The following is a 22,077-nucleotide window of genomic DNA, read 5'->3' as shown; positions in this document are numbered from 1 at the left end:
AGTTGTTTTCTAAAGAAACGGTTAATTGCTCTTCTGGCGTATCGGTATCAGCGACTTCCAACGTTGCCACTACCGTATCGGTACTCACTGCGTCTTCAGTGATACTTTCTACAGCATCGACCTTGATGGTTGGCGCATCGTTTACTGGGTTAACGGTAACGGCCACCTTCGCTTGGTCTGTCAGTGCACCATCGGTGACGGTGTAAGTAATTTCGGCGTCACCATTGAAGTTCTCGGCCGGTGTGAACACCAGTTTGCCGTCAACGATCTCAACTGTACCTTGTGTTTCAGGTACGGAAGCCGATTGGATAGACAGCGTATCGCCATCAATGTCGGTGTCGTTTGGCAGGACATCAATTGTCACTGGCGTGTCTTCGTCAGTGACAGCGGTATCATCTTTTGCCACTGGCGCATCGTTGACTGGTGTGACATCGACGTTCACCGTGGTGGACTCTGATACCCCACCGGACGTGACGATGTAGGTGAAGCTGTCTGTACCGTGGAAGTTGTCGTTTGGCGTGTAGGTCACGCTGCCGTCCGGGTTGACCGAGACCGTGCCGTTGGCTGGACCGTTATTGCTATCCAGCGACACCGCTTTGTCGTCGCCTTCGAACGTGTCGTTACCTAAAACCTTGATGATGGTTGGTGTGTCTTCCACAACCGTCGCGCGGTCAGATTCAATATCTGCCACAGGCGCAACTGTGAAGTTCACCGTTTGGCTAACGCTTTCACCGCTTGGATCGGTGGCGGTAAAGGTTAGGGTTTCTGAGCCATTCCAGTCTGCGGTTGGAGTGAACGTAGCAATGCCATTGACGATCGCCACTTGAATGTTGCTGTTGCCAGAGACACTAAACGTTAACTCACCATCGGCGTTATCCACATCACTGAAAGCGGTATTTAGATCGATGCTGTATGGCGTGAAGTCTTCCGCCAAGGTTTGGTCTGCAATGCTGCTTTCAACCACAGGCGTGTCGTTCACCGCATTCACGGTGACGTTGACCGTCGCTTGGTCAGTCAGTGAACCATCGGTCACGGTATAAGTGATTTCAGCGTCACCATGGAAGTTCTCAGCCGGTGTGAACACCAACTTGCCGTCAACAATTTCAACTGTACCTTGGTCACTCGGCACAGACGCCGAGTCAATACGTAATGTATCGCCATCAATGTCGGTGTCGTTTGGCAGGACATCAATCGTCACTGGCGTGTCTTCGTCAGTAACGGCATTGTCATTGGTCGCCACTGGCGCGTCATTCACTGGCGTCACATCGATGTTCACTGTGGTGGACTCGGATACCCCACCAGAGGTAACGATGTAGGTGAAGCTGTCTGTTCCGTGATAGTTGTCGTTTGGCGTGTAAGTCACACTGCCGTCAGGGTTGACCGAGACCGTGCCGTTCGCTGGACCGTTATTGCTATCCAGCGACACCACTTTGTCGTTGCCTTCGAACGTGTCGTTATCTAAAACCTTAATGATGGTTGGCGTGTCTTCCACAACCGTCGCGTTGTCTGCCACGATGTCCGCCACAGGCGCTACCGTGAAGTTCACCGTTTGGCTAACGCTCTCGCCGCTTGGATCGGTAGCCGTAAAGGTCAACGCTTCTGAGCCGTTCCAGTCTGCGGTTGGGCTAATGGTCGCGATGCCATTTTCAATCGACACCAACACGTTGTTGTTGCCAGAAACGCTGAAGCTCAGCTCGCCATCCACGTTATCCACATCGCTGAAGGCCGTATTCAGATCGATGCTGTATGGCGTAAAGTCTTCCGCCAAGGCTTGGTCTGCAATGCTGCTTTCAACCACAGGCGCGTCGTTCACCGCATTCACGGTGACGTTGACCGTCGCTTGGTCAGTCAGCGCACCATCGGTGACGGTGTAAGTGATTTCAGCATCGCCATGGAAGTTCTCAGCCGGTGTGAACACCAGTTTGCCGTCAACAATCTCGACTGTCCCTTGGTCACTCGGCACAGATGCCGAGTCAATCGACAGCGTATCGCCATCAATATCGGTGTCGTTTGGCAGGACATCAACCGTTACTGAGCTATCTTCCTCTGTAATTGTTGTATCATTAGAGGCAATAGGCGCATCGTTAACTGAGTTTACTGTTACCGAAACTTGAGCTTCATCCTCTAACTCACCATCTGTGATGGTGTAGCTAATCGTTGCATTACCGTTGAAATTTTCAGCCGGAGTGAAAACAAGCTTACCATCGATAATCTCAACGATACCTTGCTCTTCTGGTACAGAAGCAGAGGTAATGATTAAATCATCACCTTCAATATCACTGTCGTTAGCGAGCACATCAATTACAACCTGGGAATCCTCGTCAGTTTGAATCGCATCATTAGTTGCTATTGGCGCGTCATTAACAGGCGTAATATCTAAGTTAGCAGTGCCATTAATAACACCGCCATCGTTATCAATAATGTCATAGGAGAATGACACTTCAGTGTCATCATCAGCCTCTGGAATGTAAGTCCAAGATCCATCGCTGTTATCAATTAAGGTGCCATTCCCACTCTCAATAGTGACGTTTGTAATGACAAGAGTATCGGCATCATCAATATTGACATTAGATAGTAATTCTTCAGTAGTTATCGTGATTGGATCGCTATCTTCCTCAACAGCGCTTAATGTCACTGGAGAATTAGTAAGTGGCTTACTTGAGCCATCCCCACTTGTCTCGATACCTGTTGTGAAGAAGTCATTTAAGGTCAACGCTTGTGTTTCAGATAAGCCGAGGGATTCTAGGCCAATAGTTTCAAAGTTTGTTGAGGCTAGCACTTCAGTACCATCTCGTACAATCGTGGCACTATTTTGCAAACTGGAGCCACTATTTTCACCCGCTGCAGGTGCGAGTTCTTCATCAATAGCAGAAGGGTCTTGACCTTGCTCAATAGCACTAATAATCTGTGCTACATCGTCTGAAATATCTTTTAAACCTTGCTCTTGAGCAAGCTGAATTTTCAGGTCTTGAGGCGCAGCATCTGTCATTGCCACTATCACTTCACCTGGTAGAGGCTGCTGTCCTTCTGCAAGGACTCTCAGCTGCCCATCCAAACCTATTACGACGACTTGATTACCGAGTGGCACTAATGCTGTACGATCCATATAAACCTTAACCCTAAATAACTGTCAAGTTTTTGACTAACAATACTAATTTGCTATATATTGCCCGAATATATAGTGCAATAACAGCAATTTGATGCTCAATAAAGTAATTATGTGTCATACATCAATAAGAATCCAGATGCATAAGTGTTTTATTTTATTAAAATCTGGACACTCGTTTCTAGCCATTACCTCCATCTTTAATTTGAGATCTTAATTCAAGTTTTAGGCAGATTTAGTAGGTTGATTTATCAAAATTGAAACAAATGAACAGCGAATCAACAGGTTACTTCATCGCATATTAATGTTAATGTGCGCTAAATTATTGACGCCCTTATAAGTATTCCACTTATAAGCCCTATCACCTCGAGAATTTTTACCATTATCTAGGAGAATCACAGTGAAGTGGACTCGTGCCAACGCCTTTTGTATTGGTATGTTCACCGCTAGTCATGCGTTTGGGCAAACGCTAGAGCAAGCGGTTGAAAACACATTAAAAACCAATCCTGACATCAAAAGTGCGTTCAATGAATTCGTTAGCAAGCAGTATGTGAATGAAGCATCTGGTGGTGCTTACCTCCCATCCGTAGACTTAGATGCCGGTATCGGTTACGAAGGAATCAAACCCGCAGAGTCAGGGCGAGATTCAACCGACCTGACAAGAAAAGAAGCCACCGTGACACTAACCCAGCTAATATGGGATGGCTCAGCGACACTTAATGATATGGATCGAACAGCAGCTGATGCTGAATCGGTCCGTTATCAACTTCTAGCTGATGCCCAAGACACCGCTCTAGAGGTCGCGAAAGTTTATTTAGACTCAGTAAAAGCTTATGAAATTCTTACACTTTCCGAGAATAACTTGAAAGTGCATAAGAAGATCTATGAAGACATTAAAAAGCGAGTTAACTCAGGTATCGGTTCTACAGCAGACCTAACCCAGGTAGAGGCTCGTTTAGCAAAGGCTCACGGTAACTTGGTGGCAGCTCAGAACAACTTATATGACAGCCACACCACCTTTACACGCCTTGTCGGACAGTCACCACAAGGATTGATTTTCCCAAGAGCGGACCAAAACTTTATTCCCTACACCATCGATGAAGCGATTGACTTGGCATTCGAGTCACACCCAGTAATCAAAATCTCGGTAGCTGATGTGGACTCTGCAAAGTTCCAATACAAGCAATCTAAGGGAGCTTACTACCCAACGATATCGGTAGAAGCGGCTCAAACATGGCGTGATGATGCAAGCGGTATTGAAGGAAGCAGCGAAGAGACAACAGCGATGTTGCGCATGCGTTACAACCTCTTTAACGGTGGTAGTGACGTAGCCAACGCTGAAAGTTTTGCCTACCAACTAAATAAAGCAAAAGACTTAAGAGAACGTGCATACCGCCAAGTAGAAGAAGGCCTTCGTCTATCTTGGAGTGCGTTAGATTTAACACTTCAACAAAAAGAGTTCCTAGCGGATCACGTAGATTCGGCCTCTGAAACTGTCATCGCCTACGAAAAGCAGTATCGCATTGGAAAACGCACTCTGCTGGACTTGTTAAATACTGAAAACGAACTTTTCGAAGCGAGAAAGAACTACTTGGATGCTCGATACTCAGAGCAGTACGCCAAGTACCGCGTTATGAACGCGACTGGCCAATTGTTAAATGCCTTGCGTGTCGATGTACCTACAGAATGGAATGAAAAGGTGGAGTACTGATCATGAAACCAGTGAAGATTCTATTTGCATTGGGTATGCTCGCCATCACTCAACACGTTGTTGCTGAAGACGAATATGAGTATCGTCCTGTACCAAATGCAGAACAAATAGCAGATTTGCAAGATGACGATAACGATGGTGTCATCAATGCTCGAGATATGTGCCCAGGTACACCTGAAGGCTCAGAGGTCGACAACGACGGTTGTGGAGAATACATTAAAGCATCAGATAACATGCAAGTGCGGATACTTTTTGCTAACGACTCTGATGAGATCAATCCAGTCTTCAGAAGACAAGTCCGAGAGCTTTCCGACTTTTTAAAAGAGTACCCTACTACTTCGATAGAGCTGCACGGCTATGCTAGTAAAGTTGGTGGTTCAAAGCATAACCAAGATCTTTCTGAAAGACGAGCACGCAATGTCCGTGAAGCCCTACTAAGCTACGACATCGAACCGAGTAGAGTCCGCATTGTTGGTTTTGGTGACACTCACTTAGCACAGCAAGGGACCGATGAAGTCAGCCATGCTTTAAATCGTCGAGTAACCGCATCAGTCGTTGGTTACAAAGGCGAGATAAAAAGAGAGTGGACAATATTCACAACTCTTCCAGAAAGGTAAAGTACCTGTTTTTATTTGCTCTGCAAGCACAAAGCAAACAAAAACGAGTGAATACTTAACCTCAGAAAAGGAGCTTCGGCTCCTTTATTTTTACTCATTTCGACAACCGTATTATGCTTTAGGAATCGGCACTTTAGTGTTACTCTAGCCACGTCATAACAACGAGAGTTTTGAAATGAGCAAACTTACATCAGATATCCAAGCGAACCTTGACCTTTTTGTTGCAGAAACGAAAGAAAACCAATTGGTTTGGGGTTTACGCAATGAAGAAGGTTGGCTATCTTGCGATTCAACTGAATTCGAAAACAGCGAAGTCATGCCTTTCTGGTCTTCTAAAGAAGATGCAGAAGCACATAATGTTGAAGAATGGGCAGATTTTACTGTACTAGAAATCCCATTAGATATCTTTGTTGAAGATTGGCTTTTGACTCTTGCTGAAGATGGTGTTCTTGTTGGAACTAACTGGAACGATCAGTTAGAAGGCAAAGAAATGGAGCCTCAAGATCTAGCAAAGCTTTACATTGATTAAAGATTTCTGACCTCAACTTTATGTTGAGGTCTTTCTTTTTTATGCCTCTTCTTTCAATATCTCGACCAAGTGCATAGTTTTACTACTCTTTTTCTTAGTACACCCAACTTAATCACAACGCTGATGCGTTAAAAGCGCTATGATAACTCAACTTTAAAGGCACCTTAAATTAAAGGCTCGTTTAAACATGCGCGTGCTCTATCCCTTGCTTGCGTCACTTTTGCTCACTCCAGTATATGCAAGCGACACTCAAGATATTGAACCAAACCAAAATATCACACAGTGGCACTCTGTCTACCAAACCACACTACGAAGCAACCCTGAGTCGGCATTGAGCATGCTTCAAGATCGCTACCATACAGCGAAATCGGACAGCGAAAAGCTCTACGTAAGTGGATTGATTTATGAATATATGTCAAACATAAATCAGCCTTACTACGGCAGCAGTCAAGTCTTAGACAACCCTTTTTCTCAATTAGAATCAGAATATATTCTTGCCTTAAATGAACGTAAGCATGGTAGTTACGAGGCCTCAGTAGATAGCTTTTCTTCTTTGCGACAGACAATGAAGAAAATATCCGATTCCGAAGGCAAGGCTCTGATGAACTATCAACTTTGTTATACGCTGAATCAACAAGGTCGTTATCACAAAGCAAACTTTTATTGCTCATCCTTAGAGAGCCACTTAAATCATAAGCATCAAGAAAACTTCCCTGTTGATCTTGCTTTGCGCGTGGTAGCAAATAACTACAATTACCGCGGTGACTATGAAAAAGCCTTAAGTTTGTATCGACAGTTGATGGCCAACATGTCGACGCAAAGCGATCCTTCAGGGATTTACAATGACGTCGGCAATTTACTTGCAGAGCTGGGGCAATTTGAACAATCAGAGCAATATCTCATTCAAGCCTTACTGGTTCGCCAAGATGAAGGGACACCTCTTGAAGTTGCGCAAGTCGAACATAGTCTAGGAGCGATGTACAGAAAATCCAAAGAACTCGATAAGTCCATCAGCCACTACAAAAATGCATTAACGATTCTCGAACAACTTCATTACCCATACGGGCAAGGGTTGACCTATTTAGGGTTATCTGCTGCTTTGGCCGATTCTGGGCAATTGGATACCGCGGTAGATTACATTGGAAGAGCATTAAACATTGCCCAAACTTATGAGAATACGCACCTTGAAACAGAGGGTCATTTGGCTGCTGGATTGGCATATTTAAAGAACCATACGCCCGAAAAATCGATTGAACACAGTACAATAGCGTTAAGATTAGCGGTAAAAAACGCTAGGCCCTTATTGCAAGCGCAAGCCCAATTACTCCTCTCAAAAGCATACCAAGCTCAAAATGATTACAAAAAGGCGCTGGAGCATCACAAGGCCTACTCGACGATTGAACTAACGAACCGAGACGCGAGTAATATCAAGGCGTTAGAGGCGCTAGATCTCACTAAAAAAGAGTATGAATATGATCTACAAGTCGCGCAGTTGAACAACGAAACTCTTCTAAGTCAGTACCAGTTTGAAAAACTCACAGACCAACAACGCACTTATAATTTTGTTGTTTTCTGTTTATTGGTTCTCCTCGCTCTGGCATTGATGGTTCAGCGACAAACACGCTTAAAAGCCAAAATAGACAGCTTAACGTGTGCATTAAACAGAGCGGCAATTATAGAGACGATTAAAAGCCAAACCTCCAAAGCGGAAGGAGACTTCCGCTACGCTCTAGCATTAATCGATCTAGATGACTTTAAGGCGATTAATGATCAGTATGGTCATCCAACTGGCGACTTAGTACTACAACAGGTATGCAAAGCGCTTAAAGCTAAACTTAATAAGGGAGAGTACTTGGGTCGTTTAGGTGGAGAAGAGTTTATCTTGCTATTGAAAAACGTCGATGAGATTGACGTTCCCTTTAGAATACAAAGTCTGCATAAAACAATTTCAGAAAAGAGTGTACATTCGCTTAATAACCATCAATTGAATATATCTGCGAGTCTGGCCTATCTATCAACCTCAATGCCACTCACCAACTTTGATGAGCTCTATTCGATATTAGACCAAGCGTTATACAATGCTAAGAAGCAAGGAAAAAACTCCCTTGTGGATGCATACAACGAGCCGATCAGTTTAAGTGCTGAGTATATTCTCTAATAAAAGCAAACCACCAGCGTAGTGGTTTGTTATAGGTGGAAGCATCAGTAAGCCATTCAGATGCAACACCATCATCAAGGAGTCTTTGTGCCCAAGGCAAGAAAAAACATTCAGTCTCTAGAGCGAGGTTTTCTAATCCTCGAGTTGCTCTCGATGAGTGAGTCTCCCCTATCATTACAGACGATCAGTAATGCGATCCAGTTAAATAAGACGACTGTTCACGGGTTACTTGCGACTCTACACTCTCTTGGATATGTATCCAAACACAACCATAGCTACAGCCTAGGGTTTAGATGCTATGAACTGTCTAAGCCGATTGAACAAAAAAACGAAGCTATCCGACAACATTTTGTTCCATTGCTGAAAAAAATGGCCCAAATGACTAACAACACAGCTTACCTCGCTGTACAAAGTGGCGCTAAAGAGTACTTGTATATCGATGCTATAGAGCAGGATAACCCTCTTACTATCCGCAGCCCGAGAGGGAAACGAGAAGGACTCACAACATCTGCGATCGGCAAAGTTTTTCTTAGTTTTGATGATGAGCTTCGTCGAACATTGCGCCTTGAAAGCCAAATATCCCCCACGTTAGAAACTGAACTTAATCAGGTTGTATTATCAGGTTACGCACTCGATTTAGAAGAGGCAGAGCCAAACCTCAATTGCTTAGCGATCCCCCTTTACTTGGATGGTAAGGTCGTTGCTGTTGCAGGTGTCAGCGGTGCTGCCTCCGAACTGACGGTCACTAGGCTAAAACACTTTGCCAGCATCTTTCTCAAACTTTAAGATTTGACAGTGTCGAACCCTAGGCCATTTTTATACTGTTTTGATTACATGCTTATACGTCGCCTCTAATATGGTCGTTGTTCAACTCAACAACGTAGGAGAAGCGATGTCTACTGTATTAATCACTGGCGCTAACCGTGGCTTAGGCTTGCAATTTGTCCGCCACTACCTTGGAAAAGGTTGGCAAGTTATCGCAACTTGTCGTTCACCAGAAAATGCTAAGCAGCTCAATGAACTAGTAACCCAATCTAATCAACTTCAACTGATGGCTCTAGACGTCACTAACCAACAAGATATCGATCAGTTAGCCACTCGATTAGCGGATCGTCCGCTCGATCATTTAATTCTTAATGCAGGTGTATTAGGCGAAGAGTGTGCAAAGCTTGGCGAAATGACCCAGAAAAAATGGCTAGAAGTACTAAACATAAATACCGTCGCACCTGCCCTGCTAATTCAAGCCCTACAAGACAACGTTGCGAAAAGTCAGCACAAAACCATCGTGGGAATCTCAACCCGAGTTGCGAGTTTAAGCGATAACAGTTCAGGTAACATGTACAGTTATCGAGCATCTAAAGCAGCGCTTAATCAGGTTCTGGTATCAGCAGCACGCAATCTCGAATCGCGAGGAGTAAAAACTGTCGCAGTTCATCCCGGCTGGGTAAAAACCGATATGGGCGGTGAGGACGCAACCTTTTCTGCCGAGGAAAGTGTTGCAGGCATTGTTTCGGTCGCAGAACAGCTAACACTTGAGCAATCCGGAAGCTTCCGCGTATTTGATGACTCTACAATCGAATGGTAACTGATCTCTAAATGACGTCTCCCGGCCAAATTGAAGGCCGGGAGAATACAATAAACCAATAGGCCAAAAAGATAAAAGCTCGCACTATCGTCAGACAAGCGAGCCGTTATCGTCTATGGTATTGTACTACTGTCAAACGCTGAAGAAGTCAGCGATTGCAGAGGTGTCATTTAGGCAATGATTTCCCGTGAAACTCACTCAATCATCCCACTCAGGCGCTAGCCCTTCAGGGTTTACTTCGCGGCCATTTCTTTCCAACGCATCTATCTTAGCAATCGCCTCTTCACTCAGATTAAGTTCAAGTGCTTTCAGGTTACTTGCCAAATTCTCTCGTTTAGTTGAAGACGGGATCACCGCGTAACCTTTTGACAAAGTCCAAGCAAGCGCGACTTGAGCTGGCGTGGCCTGATAGTCCTCAGCAATACCTGCAATAGTTGGGTCCCCAAGTACTTTCCCATATGCCAAGGTCATGTAAGACGTTACCTGAATATCGTTTTCCTGCATGAAGCTGACCAACTTACGATTTTGCAAATAAGGGCTAAGCTCGATTTGGTTAGTAACAATATTCTCTTTACCGACCACTTCTATCGCTTGTTGCAACAAGTCAATATTAAAGTTGGATACGCCAATATTACGGGTTAACCCTTGCGATTTAGCTTCAAGTAATGAAGCCATGTATTCGTTCAAGTTATTGTTATTGCCAGGCCAGTGGATCAAGGTCAAATCCACATAATCTGTATTTAGCTTTTCTAAGCTCTCTTTTAGACTTGGAATGAGTTGTTCCGTGTTCATGTTATCAACCCAGATCTTGGTCGTAATGAATAGCTCATCACGTGCAATACCGGACTGTGTCAATACTTCACCGATTTCTGCCTCATTACCGTAAATCTGTGCAGTATCAATTACGCGGTAACCCACTTCTAACGCATTACGGACTGAATCCTTAACTACTTCACCCTCTAAACGAAACGTGCCGACGCCAAATGATGGTACTTTCATCTAAATCTCCTGAATTATCGATTTTATAGTTGATTCGAAGCAAAACTTTACGCCGCAAGAAACTTTCCGTAAAGTTAACAATACTCAAATCTAATTTGAAATATATTCAACAATGAAAGCTACTCTAGATGAAATGCGCACCTTTATGGCCGTGGTCGATACGGGTTCAATCAGCTCTGCGGCTGAACTGTTATCGATGACCGTCTCGGCGGTGAGTCGATCGGTATCTCGGCTAGAAGCCAAACTCGAAACGACCTTGTTAAATCGCACAACCCGTAAGTTAGATGTTACTAATGAAGGAACGATATACCTCGATAAAGTCAGACATATTGTAGAAGCAGTAGAGAATGCCGAAGCACAACTGAAAAGCCAGAAATATAAGCCTTCTGGCCTCCTACGAATAAACGCAGCTACCCCCTTCTTACTGCACGTACTAACGCCACACATTGCTAAATATCAGAGCTTGTATCCAGAAGTCGAAATCGATCTCAATTCCAATGAGGAAAATATTAGTCTTTTGGGAACAAAAACCGATATTGCTTTTCGTATCGGTGAGCTACAAAACTCAACCATGCGCGCGATATTTCTTGGTAAAAGTCGGATTCGAATCGTCGCGAGTCCAGAGTATTTAAGACAACATGGTACTCCAACCTCAATAGATCAGTTACTCAATCACAAGCTACTTGGATTCAACAAGCCGGAGTATCTTAAGGAATGGCCGATCATGGATGATAAGAACAAACTTCTGCGTATTATGAGTAGCCTAAGATCTGATAATGGCGAGACGCTAAGATGTTTAGCCTTACATGGTGCGGGGATAGCTTGCCTGTCTGACTTTATGACCTACTCTGACCGACAAGCTGGTCGCTTAGTGGGCGTGCTTAGTGAACACACGCATAATGTCGAACAGCCCGTTCATGCGGTGTATTACAAAAATGCCAGCACCTCACGCCGGATTAGCTCTTTTATTGACTTCATCAAGCAAGAAATCAAGGTAGAGAACCACCAGTTCCTTTAAAGACCACCGCTGTTTGTGGCAAAACACTTTTGTCTTTTTGCCGCTTTTTCTCACAACAAAAATCTCATAGTGTCCTGAATATCAGGGAGGCACCTTGCCTCCTAGTACTCACAGTAATAGTCAGGCTTCATAATGCATAAAGATTTAAGTAACAGATTCACCATCGGGGTTGAGCTCCCCCTAGATAATGACTGGACCCAAGAAGGCCAGAAAAAACGCCTGCTCCAACGAAAACCGTTCGGCGTACCAGACATGAGTGCACATAAACAGCGTATTATGTTAGCCGATAAGTTAGGCTTTAACGTAGCGTGGGTGAGAGATGTCCCGTTGTACGACCCTAACTTTGGAGACGCGGCACAAATTTATGAACCGTTCAGTTATCTTGGCTATCTCTCTGCGTGCACCGACAACATTCTACTAGGGACAGCAGCGATAGTATTACCGTTAAGACAACCTTGGCTAGTGAAAAAAGCCGCTGCGACCATCAACGAGTTAAGTGGTGACCGCCTGATACTCGGTGTGGCTAGTGGAGACCGCCCTAGTGAATATCCCGTTTTTAATGCCAACTTTGACAGCCGTGGCTCAGCTTTTCGAGAAAGTGTAGAGATTTTGAAAGATACGCAAAATGATAAACTGGGTAACGATCTACAGTTATTACCCGAGTTTGCTGATATTCCTATCTATGTCGCAGGGTTAGCGCAGCAAAGTCCACGATGGATAGGAGAAAACCTAGACGGCTGGATCGCCTACCCAGGCACACCTGATGATCATGAACACCGCGTTGCACTTTGGCGCTCCGTAGCGGGAAACAAACCCTACGCCAGCTTTATTCATCTTGATTTAGTCGATAACCCAAATGCACCAGTCGTTCGGCATCATTTTGGTATCCAGGCCGGAGTCAATGGCTTGAGCGATGAGCTAGAAAAAATGCAAGAAGCAGGAGTCAATCACATCGGGTTGCATTTCCGTCGTAATAGCCAACCAATTGAGAAATCAATGGAACAGATCGCTCAGTACGTGTTGCCACGCTTTAACTAAGATCAAATAAAAATATGTGCCACCTTACTAAGGGGTGGCACGCTAGGCTTGGCACTTGGAAAAATAAAAGCTGCAATAAAGACAAAACTCTTTTGTTAAAAAAACAATAATAGAGTTATCTTAAAGTAAGTCTTGGTTGAATAAAGTCGATGAACGCGGAAATACGTTTAGAGACTGAAGAAGATTTGTAGAACACAGCATTGACCTGTTCTCGTCCAGTATTTGTGATTTTTTCCGATTCAAACAATGCCACTAACCGTCCAGAATCAAGATCATCTTTCACCATAAAGCCAGATAAACATGCAATGCCGTTCCCTGCCAACACTAACTGTCTAACCGTTTCACCACTGCTGGATAGGATATCAGGCTCTATCATCTCAAACCCTCGTAATGGCCACTGATTTAACACTTTAGCGCCAGAAAAACCGATCAAGTTATGACTGCGCAAATCGCTCACCGCTTCAGGGAAACCTCGTTTAGATAAATAACCAGGCGTGGCAACGATAAATAGTGGGCTTGTTCCTAAAGGTTTAGCATGCAGTGTTGAATCCGATAATCGTCCAATACGTATTGCCACATCGGTTCTTTTTTCCAATAGATCCACAAAACCCTCATTAGAGGTAAGATCGAGTTGAATATCAGGATAAGCCTCTTTAAATGGCTGAATTAACGGCACGAGTTGATGTAAAACAAATGGGCTAGCGGCATCAACTCTTAAGCGCCCCTTGGGTAATTCACCTCGTGTGATGATCTCTTCTTCAGCTTGCTGTATTTGTAGTAAACCTAAGCGAACCGCTTCAACAAACTGATGCCCTTCCTCAGTAACTTCCACTCTGCGTGTCGTGCGATTCAGCAAGGTTACCCCCAACTGTGATTCAACTTTACTAACCGCACGAGATACCCTAGCGACTTGGATACCTAGTGCATCAGCAGCGGAAGAAAATCCACCACTATCCACAACTGCCATAAGAATCTCTAATTCATCTGATCGGGTTAACATTTCATCCCCTTTCCTAACTGCGCATTTCCTTCACTTATAACAAAAGTATTTTGTAATAAACACCATTTTTCGCAACGAATAACTCTTTAATAATACACGACATGGAGACGGGCTATTCGTTTATCCATTCATATTCAATGATTATAAGAGAGAGTTGTTATGCCTTTAGCTTTACTTGCATTGACGCTTAGCGCCTTTGCTATTGGAACCACGGAGTTTGTAATTGTCGGTCTGATACCGACTATGGCCTCCGACCTCAACGTATCATTACCTTCAGCGGGTCTTTTAGTTAGCCTGTACGCACTTGGTGTCGCGGTTGGTGCTCCCGTTTTAACAGCGCTGACTGGTAACTGGAAAAGAAAGTACGTTCTGCTTTCTGTGATGGCACTGTTTGTTCTTGGCAATCTGTTAGCCTGGCAAGCACCTGGATACAACACACTAGTTACAGCAAGGATACTGACCGGGCTTGCACACGGTGTGTTCTTTTCGATCGGCTCGACTATCGCCACTGGCCTAGTGTCAAAAGAAAAAGCCGCTAGCGCAATTGCTATTATGTTTACCGGTCTCACCGTAGCTCTAGTGACGGGCGTGCCACTTGGCACCTGGATTGGCCAGACATTTGGTTGGCAGGCAACCTTCCTAATCGTCGCGATCCTTGGAATCATCGCACTGATAGGAAGCGCTCTGCTAGTGCCGAGTAATCTGAAACAACCACCAGCAACCAAGCTGTCATCGCAAGTGAAAGTCTTGACTCAGCCTCGTCTACTTTTGGTGTACGCAATCACCGCGCTCGGTTACGGTGGTACGTTCACAGCCTTCACTTACTTGGCTCCTATTTTGGAAGAAGTTTCGGGGTTTGGCTCTAGCGCTATCAGCCTAATTATGTTGGTTTATGGTGTATCAGTCGCATTCGGCAACATCTGGGGCGGAAAGATGGCCGACTCTATGGGGCCAATCAAAGCTCTGACAGCGATTTTCTCGGGCCTAATTGTGGTATTGCTCGTGTTTAGTGTCACAGCATTTAATCCAATTTCTGCAGTAGTGACCATTCTTGTCTGGGGTGCCTTTGCCTTTGGTAACGTTCCAGGACTTCAAGTTTATGTTGTCAAGCTAGCAGAGAAATATTCACCTGATGCAGTCGACGTCGCTTCTGGTCTCAACATTGCTGCATTTAACGTAGGTATTGCACTGGGTTCTTGGGGCGGTGGCCTTATCGTGGCCAATGCTGGGCTGATGCACACACCTTGGATGGGCGCGATCGTAGTATTAGGTGCTCTACTACTAACCCGTTTCAGCGGAATGCTAGACAAGCGTGGAGAGCAGCACGCAACGGCACACTGATTCACGTTCCGAATCTATAAAAATCACTTAAATTAGCCCGGCATTACGTCGGGCTTTCAATACAGAGTTTAAATACACCATTGACTGAGGTAGAAAGTTTATTCTACCCTTAGGTAAAACAAACGTTCTACCTGGTGTATCAAATAGTGAAAGAAAAAATCGCAGCAAGCCTAGAAAAAGCATTCAGTCAGTATGGCTTCGCCGAGCCTAGCGTACCCCAACTCAAAAACGCCTGCGAAGTCAGCCTGAGAACCCTGTACAAATACTACCCCTCCAAGGAAGCGATGATTGTTGCAGCTCTCGAGCATCGCCATCAAAGGTATTTGAGTTTTTTGCTCGAAGACGCCCCTGCCAATGGAACACCGGCTGTATTACACCTATTCACTCGCCTCGAGGATTGGATGAAGGAGTTTGCACCGAATGGCTGCATGTCCATCAATGCATTAGCAGCCTATCCAGAAAATCTATCGATTAATCAAGCAGTAAAACAACACAAATTGGCGGTCCGTCAGCTTATGCTCCAACTAAGTCAGCGAGAAGACCTCGCAACCACACTCTTCTTGTTACATGAAGGTTTATCCAACGCATGGCCGGTTCTCGGTCACGCTGCCTTTGCATCCGCTGAACACACTCTGCTAGAACTAATGAAGGAGAACAATCAATGACCACAATCCCGAAAGTCATGAAAGGCGTCCAACTTATCGGTCATGGTGGGCCAGATATGCTTCGTTACCGCGATGATATACCTGTGCCAGTCCCCTCGCCTGATGATGTATTGATCCAAGTTGCCGCCGCCGGGGTCAATAACACCGACATCAATACCCGAACAGCATGGTATTCTAAAAACGACGCCAATAGCATGGGTGCAAGTTGGTCAGGAGACGCGCTATCTCTCCCTCGAATCCAAGGTGCCGATGTATGCGGTACCATCGTCGCTGTTGGTGAGAATATCTGCCCATCACGAGTCGGCCAGCGCGTGCTCATCGAACCATGTATTACGCGCTTCAACAGTCAAGCACTTAGCTCGCCTTGGTACTTCGGTTCAGAATGTGATGGTGGCTTCGCTCAGTTCACTGTTGTTGACAGTAAACATGCATATGCAGTGAAGAGTAGTTTATCGGATATCGACTTGGCCTCCTTCCCTTGTTCTTATTCAACTGCCGAGAACATGCTTGTCCGCTCTAATGTCACAGCGAGCGATACCGTACTGATTTCAGGGGCATCCGGTGGTGTTGGCTCTGCCGCAATCCAACTGGCGAAGGCGCGTGGAGCATACGTCATTGCTATCGCCAGCCCAGAAAAAAAGGAACAGATCACGGCATTAGGAGCAAACCAAGTTATCCCTCGCGATGCAAATTTGCCGGCGACTCTCGGAGAAAACAGCGTTGACGTAGTGATTGATTTGGTCGCAGGAGAGCAGTGGCCACAATTTCTTCAGGTACTAAAACCAGGATCAAGATACGCTGTTTCCGGCGCCATAGGCGGTCCAATTGTCGAGTTGGATGTAAGAACTCTTTACCTTAAAGACCTAGCGTTATTTGGTTGTACCGTTTTGGCACCAGAAGTATTCGGTAACTTGGTTCACTATATCGAACAGAACGCAATTCGCCCCTTAGTCGCGGAGTCATTTCCCTTAAACCAGATAGGTCAAGCGCAAGAAGTATTTTCACGCAAGCAACATACAGGGAAACTGGTTTTGGAAATCACATAGCTTTTCGATTAACAGCGGCCTATACAAGTCGTTGTAATTTGAGAACACTTTAAGCATCCTAAAAAGTTCTCAATACTTAGAAGATCGCTACGGTTGGCTTAGCTTGTTATCCCTTTTCATCACGCTAAGCTAGCTTGTAAAAATATGCGTGTTTGCTTCTGAGTTATAAATGTTTAATACCAACATTATCTTACTTCTGGCGTTCATGAACAGAACCGAGATCTGAACGACTTCGGTGTTAAACCTACGAACCTATTAAATATTTTCCTGAACGCGCTCACATCTTGGTAACCCACTCTAAATGATATCGCGTCAAATGTTAGGGTTGTCGACTCAAGTAAATCACAAGCTTTTTGTACTCTTAAGCTTTGTATATATTGGTTAACATTGAAACCTGTCGCCTTTTTAAAGCGTCGCTGCAATGTCCTTTCTGTTAAACAACTCAACTCTGCAAGCTCTTTATTGCTCAGTTTTCCTTGATAATGATCGTTTATATAGTGCTGTAGTTGAACAATTACCTCATCACCATGTTGGAAGTTTGGAGTAAACTGCTGATAAAAGCGTTGCTCTCTCGGACCAGTATCAATAACCAACATTTTGCCTAACAGGCGCATTACTGCCGGTGACGCAGATAAGGAAACCAGCTCCAAACCTAAATCCACCCATGACATCATACCCCCAGCCGTAATGATCGTTCCTTCGTTAATAAGGATGGCTTCTTGTCTTACGTGGATATCGGGAAACTGACTAGCTAATGAAGGAGCCAAGCCCCAGTGTGTTGTACAAGACTTATTGGTCAACAACTGGGTTTGAGCAAGAATAAAAGTACCAGCGCAGGCGGAGGCTAAAATCGCACCTTTACTATATTGGACATTTAACCAGTCGAGTAGCTCTGGCTCTGGTTCTAAGTAATATTGACCAGTGCCGCTAGGCGGAATCATTACCGCTGTTTTCACATCGAAGTGCGTGTTTGACCAGTGATCCAATATCTCTACTTCAAAGTGCACATCAACGCCCAATTTAGCCGCCGCACGGTTTGCCATCTCGAAGAGTTCGCTTAAACCATATACGGAGGCTTGCGAGCTATCTGGGTAATTAACGAGTGCTATTTTCATTTATCTTCAAGTGTCGCTTTTTGACTCTTTTGTGTCATTTTAGACTCTAAAGAAGGTGGCTAAAAGTCTTTATATTATTCGTACCGCAATGATCCTCAATAAAAGGAAAAGAAAATGACTCAAAAAGCCCTACTTGTAATTGATTTGCAAAACGACTATTTCCCGGAAGGAAAGTTTCCTTTATGGAATACAGAATCGACTTTAGACAATGTTAAGAGAGCAATAACTAAAGCCAATGAGCAAAACATTCCTGTGATTCATATTCAGCATATTGCCGACCCTGCCATGGGTATTGCCCCATTCTTCAATGAAGGCAGCGACGGTGCCAATATTCACCCAGAAGTTCTTGCTTTAGCACCGAATTCCGAAATCGTGGTAAAGCACTTCGCAGATAGCTTTGAAGGAACACGTTTAGAAGAAGTATTGGCAAGCAAAAATGTAACGGAGTTACTTGTATGTGGAATGATGACACAAAACTGCGTGACACATACTGCTATCTCAAAATCTGCGGACAAGTATGATGTTTCGATCTTAATCGATAGCTGTACCACGGTCGATGAAATGATTCACAACATTGCACTTCACGCTGTCTCAACGAGAGTTCCCCTCGTAACTATTGAAGATAAGCTGTAATACACGTAAAACCTTTCACTCACACAATGCGGGCGAAAGGTCACACATATATGCACTTTCATTGATATTTGCTTACTTTGTGTTAAACATTGGTTTCCAAATAGTTACAAGGAAACGTTTATGAAATGGATAGTCGTATTGTTTATTAGCTTATTTTCAGTTTTCAGCCATGCGAAAGAGTGGAAACAAATTCGCTTCACTGTTGAAGGGGCTTACCCTCCATTTAGCTGGACGACAAAAGAGGGAAAGCTAGAAGGGTTTGAAGTCGACCTCGCTAACGCATTATGCAAAGAGTTAGAAGTAAAGTGCGTTATCTCAAAAATGGATTGGGATGGCATCATCCCTTCTCTCCTTAGTCGCAAGAACGATGCGATTATTGCTGCAATGACAATTACAGAAGAACGAGAAAAGAAAGTCGATTTCACCGTCCCTTATGCAAAAGTACCGACTCGTTTTGTAATGAAAAATGATAGAGAAATCAACATGGTGGACGGCAGCCTAAATCGTTTATCTATTGGAGTTCAAAGAGCCACAATTGGTGATAAGTACCTTTCGGCCTTGTATCCAGATATTGATATTCGTCGTTATGGTACGTTCGATGAGGCATTTACTGATCTACTCAATGGACGGTTAGATGCTGTATTTGGCGGCTCAATCGGTTTAAGTGCTGGTTTTCTTGAAACTGCACAAGGTGAAGGCTATCACTTTACTGGACCAGCGTTTACAGAGGAAAAGTGGTTCGGCCGTGGCATTGGCGTAGCAGTGAGAAAACAAGACAAAGAATTAAAAGCATTACTCGATAGCGGAATACAAAAATTGATCCAGAGCGGTAAGCATAAAACCATCGCCAGCAAGTATTTCTCCTATAGTATTTACGAGTAACCTCTTTATCTTTTTATAGCCTGCGCGGTATAGGAAACTTCCCTTTCCCTATATGGCGACAAAAACAGAGCCCTCGAGCAATCGCCCGAGGGTTATTTTTATAAAAAAGCCCACGTATATAAGTAACCCGCTCCCATGGCCATCGTTAAGATAACGATTAGGAAGGCAGCGATCATTTGGTTCTTAAAAATTGATTTCAACAAAATCACTTCTGTAAGACTTGCGCCAGCACTACCAATAATAAGCGCCATAACAGATCCAAGAGCCATACCTTTTTGTACTAGTGCCGCGCTAAGTGGAATGACCGCCTCTGCACGGATGTACAATGGAATACCAATGATTGCTGCGACCGGAATCGCGTACCACTTCGCTTCACCAGCGAACTCCGCAATGAACTCCGTCGGGATGAAGCCATAGATAAATGAACCAATCGCAATGCCCATCATGAGATAAGGGAACACTTGCTTAAAGTCTTTCCAAGTTGATTGCCAAATACGTACCCAGCGGCTAGGCTCTTTCTCTTCCACGACTGTCGCTGTTGCACTACCGTCTGATAAGCAGCAAGACACTTCCACTTTAGGTTCAGGTTTTGGTGCATCACCACAGTAAGATGTTTTCGCCGCAACTGGCGTAGGTTCGTTGCAGGCGCTGGTACCACAGATTGATGCTGGTCTCGCTTCTTCTTTTTTCTTGCTTGAATCGCCACAAGAAGTACCGCACGAAGCAGAACCTACCGCTTGATATGCTTCTGGTTTGACGTAACGTTAAAACCCTAGTTTTTCAAGTACATAGCCTGCTACCACTGATACTGACATCGCGATAACAAAGTAAAATACCGCAACTTTCCAACCAAAAGTCACCACAAACAAGCCAATAATCACTGGGTTAAGCAACGGGCTTGCAAATAGGAATACCATCATAGGTCCAAAGCCGGCTCTTGCACGCAACAAGCCTTTTAAGAAAGGAATGGTCGAACACGAACAGAAAGGCGTAATCGAGCCTAGCAACGCAGCAATGAAGTAACCTTTACCCTTTTTCGAGCTAAGAATAGATTGAATTTTTTCTGGCGTTAGAAAATCTTGCAACACACCGACAATGTAGCTAATTGCCAGAAATAAGATGATAAGTTCGGTTGCTAGAAACGCAAACATATCCAGCGCTTCTTTAGCCATTGTTATAATTTCTGTATTCACATTTACTCTCCTCGTCATTTTTCGCTAACAAGCTTACCTGATAGATAAGCTTACATTTCGATATTTTTAGAATTATAGAATCACAAAGCAAAAGATCAACAAAATATTTCCATGAAAATGGAATAATAAGACTAGTCAATACTTATCATAAAGTTACATGTCGTTAGCTATGCAGACTGGTTGTCGATGATAATTTCAGAGCATTTCGAATCCTTTTTATCAAACGTAACCTAAAATTATCAAAATAAGAAAAAACCATAATTATTTCAGCAGCACCCTCTGAGTTAGTATGACTTTCGACCATTCTTAATAATAAGGAAAACCTATGAGAGCGATAACTTACCAACGAGATAACGATACTTTCTCTTTATCCGAATTACCTACACCAAAACTAGAAACCCAATTTGATGTATTGGTTAAAGTTAACGCTGTTGGTTTGAACCCTGTCGATGCAAAAATTCATTATTGGTCAGACATGGTCACTAACATGGATAACAATTTTGTTGGCGGGTTAGACGTATCAGGAGAAATAGTCTCTGTAGGCGATGCGGTCGTTGATTGGAAGGTTGGCGATAAAGTGTTGTATCACGGAAACATGAGGCGCCATCACGGTGGATTCGCTGAATTTGCTATCCATGATTCAAGAACGCTCATAAAGCACCCTCAGGTTCCGGTTGAAGTGGCAGCATCTACACCTTGCGCAGCCTGGACCGCATATCGCGCTTTGGTAGACAAGCTCGATATTTCAAATCGAAGCAGCATTTTTATCGCCGGAGGTGCTGGCGGCGTTGGAAGCTTTGCTATTCAGTTAGCAAAGACATTTGGTGTTGAACAGATCATTGCTACTAGTTCAGAAGCTAATCACGCATATTTGTCCTCGTTAGGAGCAACCCATATGATTGATTATCATCATGAAGATGTAGTTCAGCGAGTAATGGACATTACCGGAAATCATGGCGTTGAGGTTGCACTCGATTGTGTAGGCGGTGATAACGACCGAATTGCAGCCTCGGTGTTAACCTTTGAGGGCGAAATGGTGGAGCTCGTCAAGACTGTCGACCCTTCTCAATATCCAGATGCCTTCTTAAAAGGCTTGGGCTTCCACCAAATAAGTTTGGGCTCTGGTCATGTCTTTGGCGAGAGAGGGTTTGCAAGTATCGTTAATGCCGGAAAGGAAGTGTCTGAGCTATTAGAAAATGGAGAATTGGAAGTACCGAAACTGAAGATCATCGGCTTAGAGGATGTAGGTAACGCACTCTTGGACATGCGAAATCAGAGAACAGTTGGAAAGATTGTCGTTAATCTGAACCAAAAATAATTAATAAAGATCTCGAGGCAAACTGGCAAAGTAATGAGCAAGTTAAAGCATCTTGTTACTTTGCCAGATATGAAAGACCTTTATTTTGTCTATAACGATGAATGAAAAACAAAACCTCTTGCC

Annotated in this window: 18 protein-coding genes and 1 pseudogene; 14 read left to right on the top strand and 5 right to left on the bottom strand. The window is 44.2% G+C overall.

Annotation, left to right across the window (positions count from 1 at the left end):
• A partial coding sequence (locus tag L3V37_RS16380) for a tandem-95 repeat protein (RefSeq protein WP_237306612.1) occupies positions 1-3,106 on the bottom strand: 3,106 nt, incomplete at its 3' end.
• A gap of 400 nt (positions 3,107-3,506) precedes the next feature.
• Here L3V37_RS16380 and L3V37_RS16375 point away from each other — a divergent pair.
• From L3V37_RS16375 to L3V37_RS16350, 6 genes are all read left to right on the top strand, one after another.
• A complete protein-coding gene (locus L3V37_RS16375) occupies positions 3,507-4,817 on the top strand; it encodes a TolC family outer membrane protein (protein WP_017821962.1) in 1,311 nt (436 codons plus the stop codon).
• Positions 4,818-4,819: 2 nt separating this feature from the next.
• Positions 4,820-5,434, top strand: coding sequence for an OmpA family protein (locus L3V37_RS16370; RefSeq protein ID WP_005377354.1), 615 nt, complete (start codon positions 4,820-4,822; stop codon positions 5,432-5,434).
• A gap of 175 nt (positions 5,435-5,609) precedes the next feature.
• Positions 5,610-5,963: a DUF2750 domain-containing protein gene (locus L3V37_RS16365; RefSeq protein WP_005377352.1), complete on the top strand. Its 354-nt coding sequence runs from the start codon at positions 5,610-5,612 to the stop codon at positions 5,961-5,963.
• A 187-nt stretch (positions 5,964-6,150) separates the two neighbouring features.
• A complete protein-coding gene (locus L3V37_RS16360; RefSeq protein ID WP_237306611.1) occupies positions 6,151-8,121 on the top strand; it encodes a diguanylate cyclase in 1,971 nt (656 codons plus the stop codon).
• 87 nt (positions 8,122-8,208) lie between these two features.
• Positions 8,209-8,907, top strand: coding sequence for an IclR family transcriptional regulator (locus L3V37_RS16355; protein WP_017635969.1), 699 nt, complete (start codon positions 8,209-8,211; stop codon positions 8,905-8,907).
• Positions 8,908-9,013: 106 nt separating this feature from the next.
• Entirely contained in the window at positions 9,014-9,706 is a 693-nt protein-coding gene (locus tag L3V37_RS16350; protein ID WP_237306610.1) for an SDR family oxidoreductase, read from the top strand.
• Between the two features lie 198 nt (positions 9,707-9,904).
• Here the strand turns inward: L3V37_RS16350 and dkgB are convergent, their stop codons facing one another.
• Positions 9,905-10,705 (bottom strand): 2,5-didehydrogluconate reductase DkgB, encoded by an 801-nt coding sequence (gene dkgB / locus L3V37_RS16345; RefSeq protein WP_237306609.1) that lies wholly within the window; start codon positions 10,703-10,705, stop codon positions 9,905-9,907.
• Positions 10,706-10,817: 112 nt separating this feature from the next.
• On the opposite strand from dkgB, the gene L3V37_RS16340 reads away from it, so the two are divergent.
• Entirely contained in the window at positions 10,818-11,723 is a 906-nt protein-coding gene (locus tag L3V37_RS16340) for a LysR family transcriptional regulator (RefSeq protein WP_005377343.1), read from the top strand.
• 132 nt (positions 11,724-11,855) lie between these two features.
• A complete protein-coding gene (locus L3V37_RS16335; protein ID WP_237306608.1) occupies positions 11,856-12,761 on the top strand; it encodes a TIGR03571 family LLM class oxidoreductase in 906 nt (301 codons plus the stop codon).
• A gap of 115 nt (positions 12,762-12,876) precedes the next feature.
• Here L3V37_RS16335 and L3V37_RS16330 read toward each other — a convergent pair whose 3' ends face one another.
• The gene (locus tag L3V37_RS16330) at positions 12,877-13,761 is read right to left on the bottom strand and encodes a LysR family transcriptional regulator (RefSeq protein ID WP_025768150.1); all 885 of its coding nucleotides are present in this window, start codon (positions 13,759-13,761) and stop codon (positions 12,877-12,879) included.
• Between the two features lie 159 nt (positions 13,762-13,920).
• Here L3V37_RS16330 and L3V37_RS16325 point away from each other — a divergent pair, with 159 nt between their 5' ends.
• The 3 genes from L3V37_RS16325 (at position 13,921) to L3V37_RS16315 (ending at position 16,813) form a co-directional block, all read left to right on the top strand.
• Positions 13,921-15,102 carry an MFS transporter gene (locus L3V37_RS16325; RefSeq protein WP_237306607.1) on the top strand — a complete coding sequence of 394 codons (1,182 nt, stop codon included), beginning with the start codon at positions 13,921-13,923 and terminating at the stop codon, positions 15,100-15,102.
• Between the two features lie 143 nt (positions 15,103-15,245).
• Entirely contained in the window at positions 15,246-15,767 is a 522-nt protein-coding gene (locus L3V37_RS16320; RefSeq protein ID WP_042523849.1) for a TetR/AcrR family transcriptional regulator, read from the top strand.
• Entirely contained in the window at positions 15,764-16,813 is a 1,050-nt protein-coding gene (locus tag L3V37_RS16315) for an alcohol dehydrogenase family protein (RefSeq protein ID WP_237306606.1), read from the top strand. Before L3V37_RS16320 ends, L3V37_RS16315 begins: the two co-directional genes overlap by 4 nt.
• A gap of 203 nt (positions 16,814-17,016) precedes the next feature.
• Here the strand turns inward: L3V37_RS16315 and L3V37_RS16310 are convergent, their stop codons facing one another.
• Positions 17,017-17,928 carry a GlxA family transcriptional regulator gene (locus tag L3V37_RS16310; RefSeq protein ID WP_237306605.1) on the bottom strand — a complete coding sequence of 304 codons (912 nt, stop codon included), beginning with the start codon at positions 17,926-17,928 and terminating at the stop codon, positions 17,017-17,019.
• A gap of 114 nt (positions 17,929-18,042) precedes the next feature.
• Between L3V37_RS16310 and L3V37_RS16305 the strand changes: the two genes are divergently transcribed.
• Positions 18,043-18,561, top strand: coding sequence for a cysteine hydrolase family protein (locus L3V37_RS16305; RefSeq protein ID WP_025768146.1), 519 nt, complete (start codon positions 18,043-18,045; stop codon positions 18,559-18,561).
• Positions 18,562-18,681: 120 nt separating this feature from the next.
• Positions 18,682-19,443 carry a transporter substrate-binding domain-containing protein gene (locus L3V37_RS16300; protein ID WP_154204552.1) on the top strand — a complete coding sequence of 254 codons (762 nt, stop codon included), beginning with the start codon at positions 18,682-18,684 and terminating at the stop codon, positions 19,441-19,443.
• 98 nt (positions 19,444-19,541) lie between these two features.
• Here L3V37_RS16300 and L3V37_RS16295 read toward each other — a convergent pair.
• Positions 19,542-20,636 (bottom strand): annotated as a pseudogene (locus tag L3V37_RS16295) (permease).
• A 325-nt stretch (positions 20,637-20,961) separates the two neighbouring features.
• Between L3V37_RS16295 and L3V37_RS16290 the strand changes: the two are divergent.
• A complete protein-coding gene (locus L3V37_RS16290; RefSeq protein ID WP_017635220.1) occupies positions 20,962-21,954 on the top strand; it encodes a zinc-binding dehydrogenase in 993 nt (330 codons plus the stop codon).
• The last annotated feature ends 123 nt before the right edge of the window (positions 21,955-22,077 follow it).

This window comes from Vibrio sp. D54 (genome assembly GCF_021728075.1).
Lineage (GTDB): Bacteria > Pseudomonadota > Gammaproteobacteria > Enterobacterales > Vibrionaceae > Vibrio > Vibrio alginolyticus.
The sequence above is the reverse complement of the archived record's forward strand: the minus strand, read 5'-3'. Positions and strand labels throughout refer to the sequence as shown.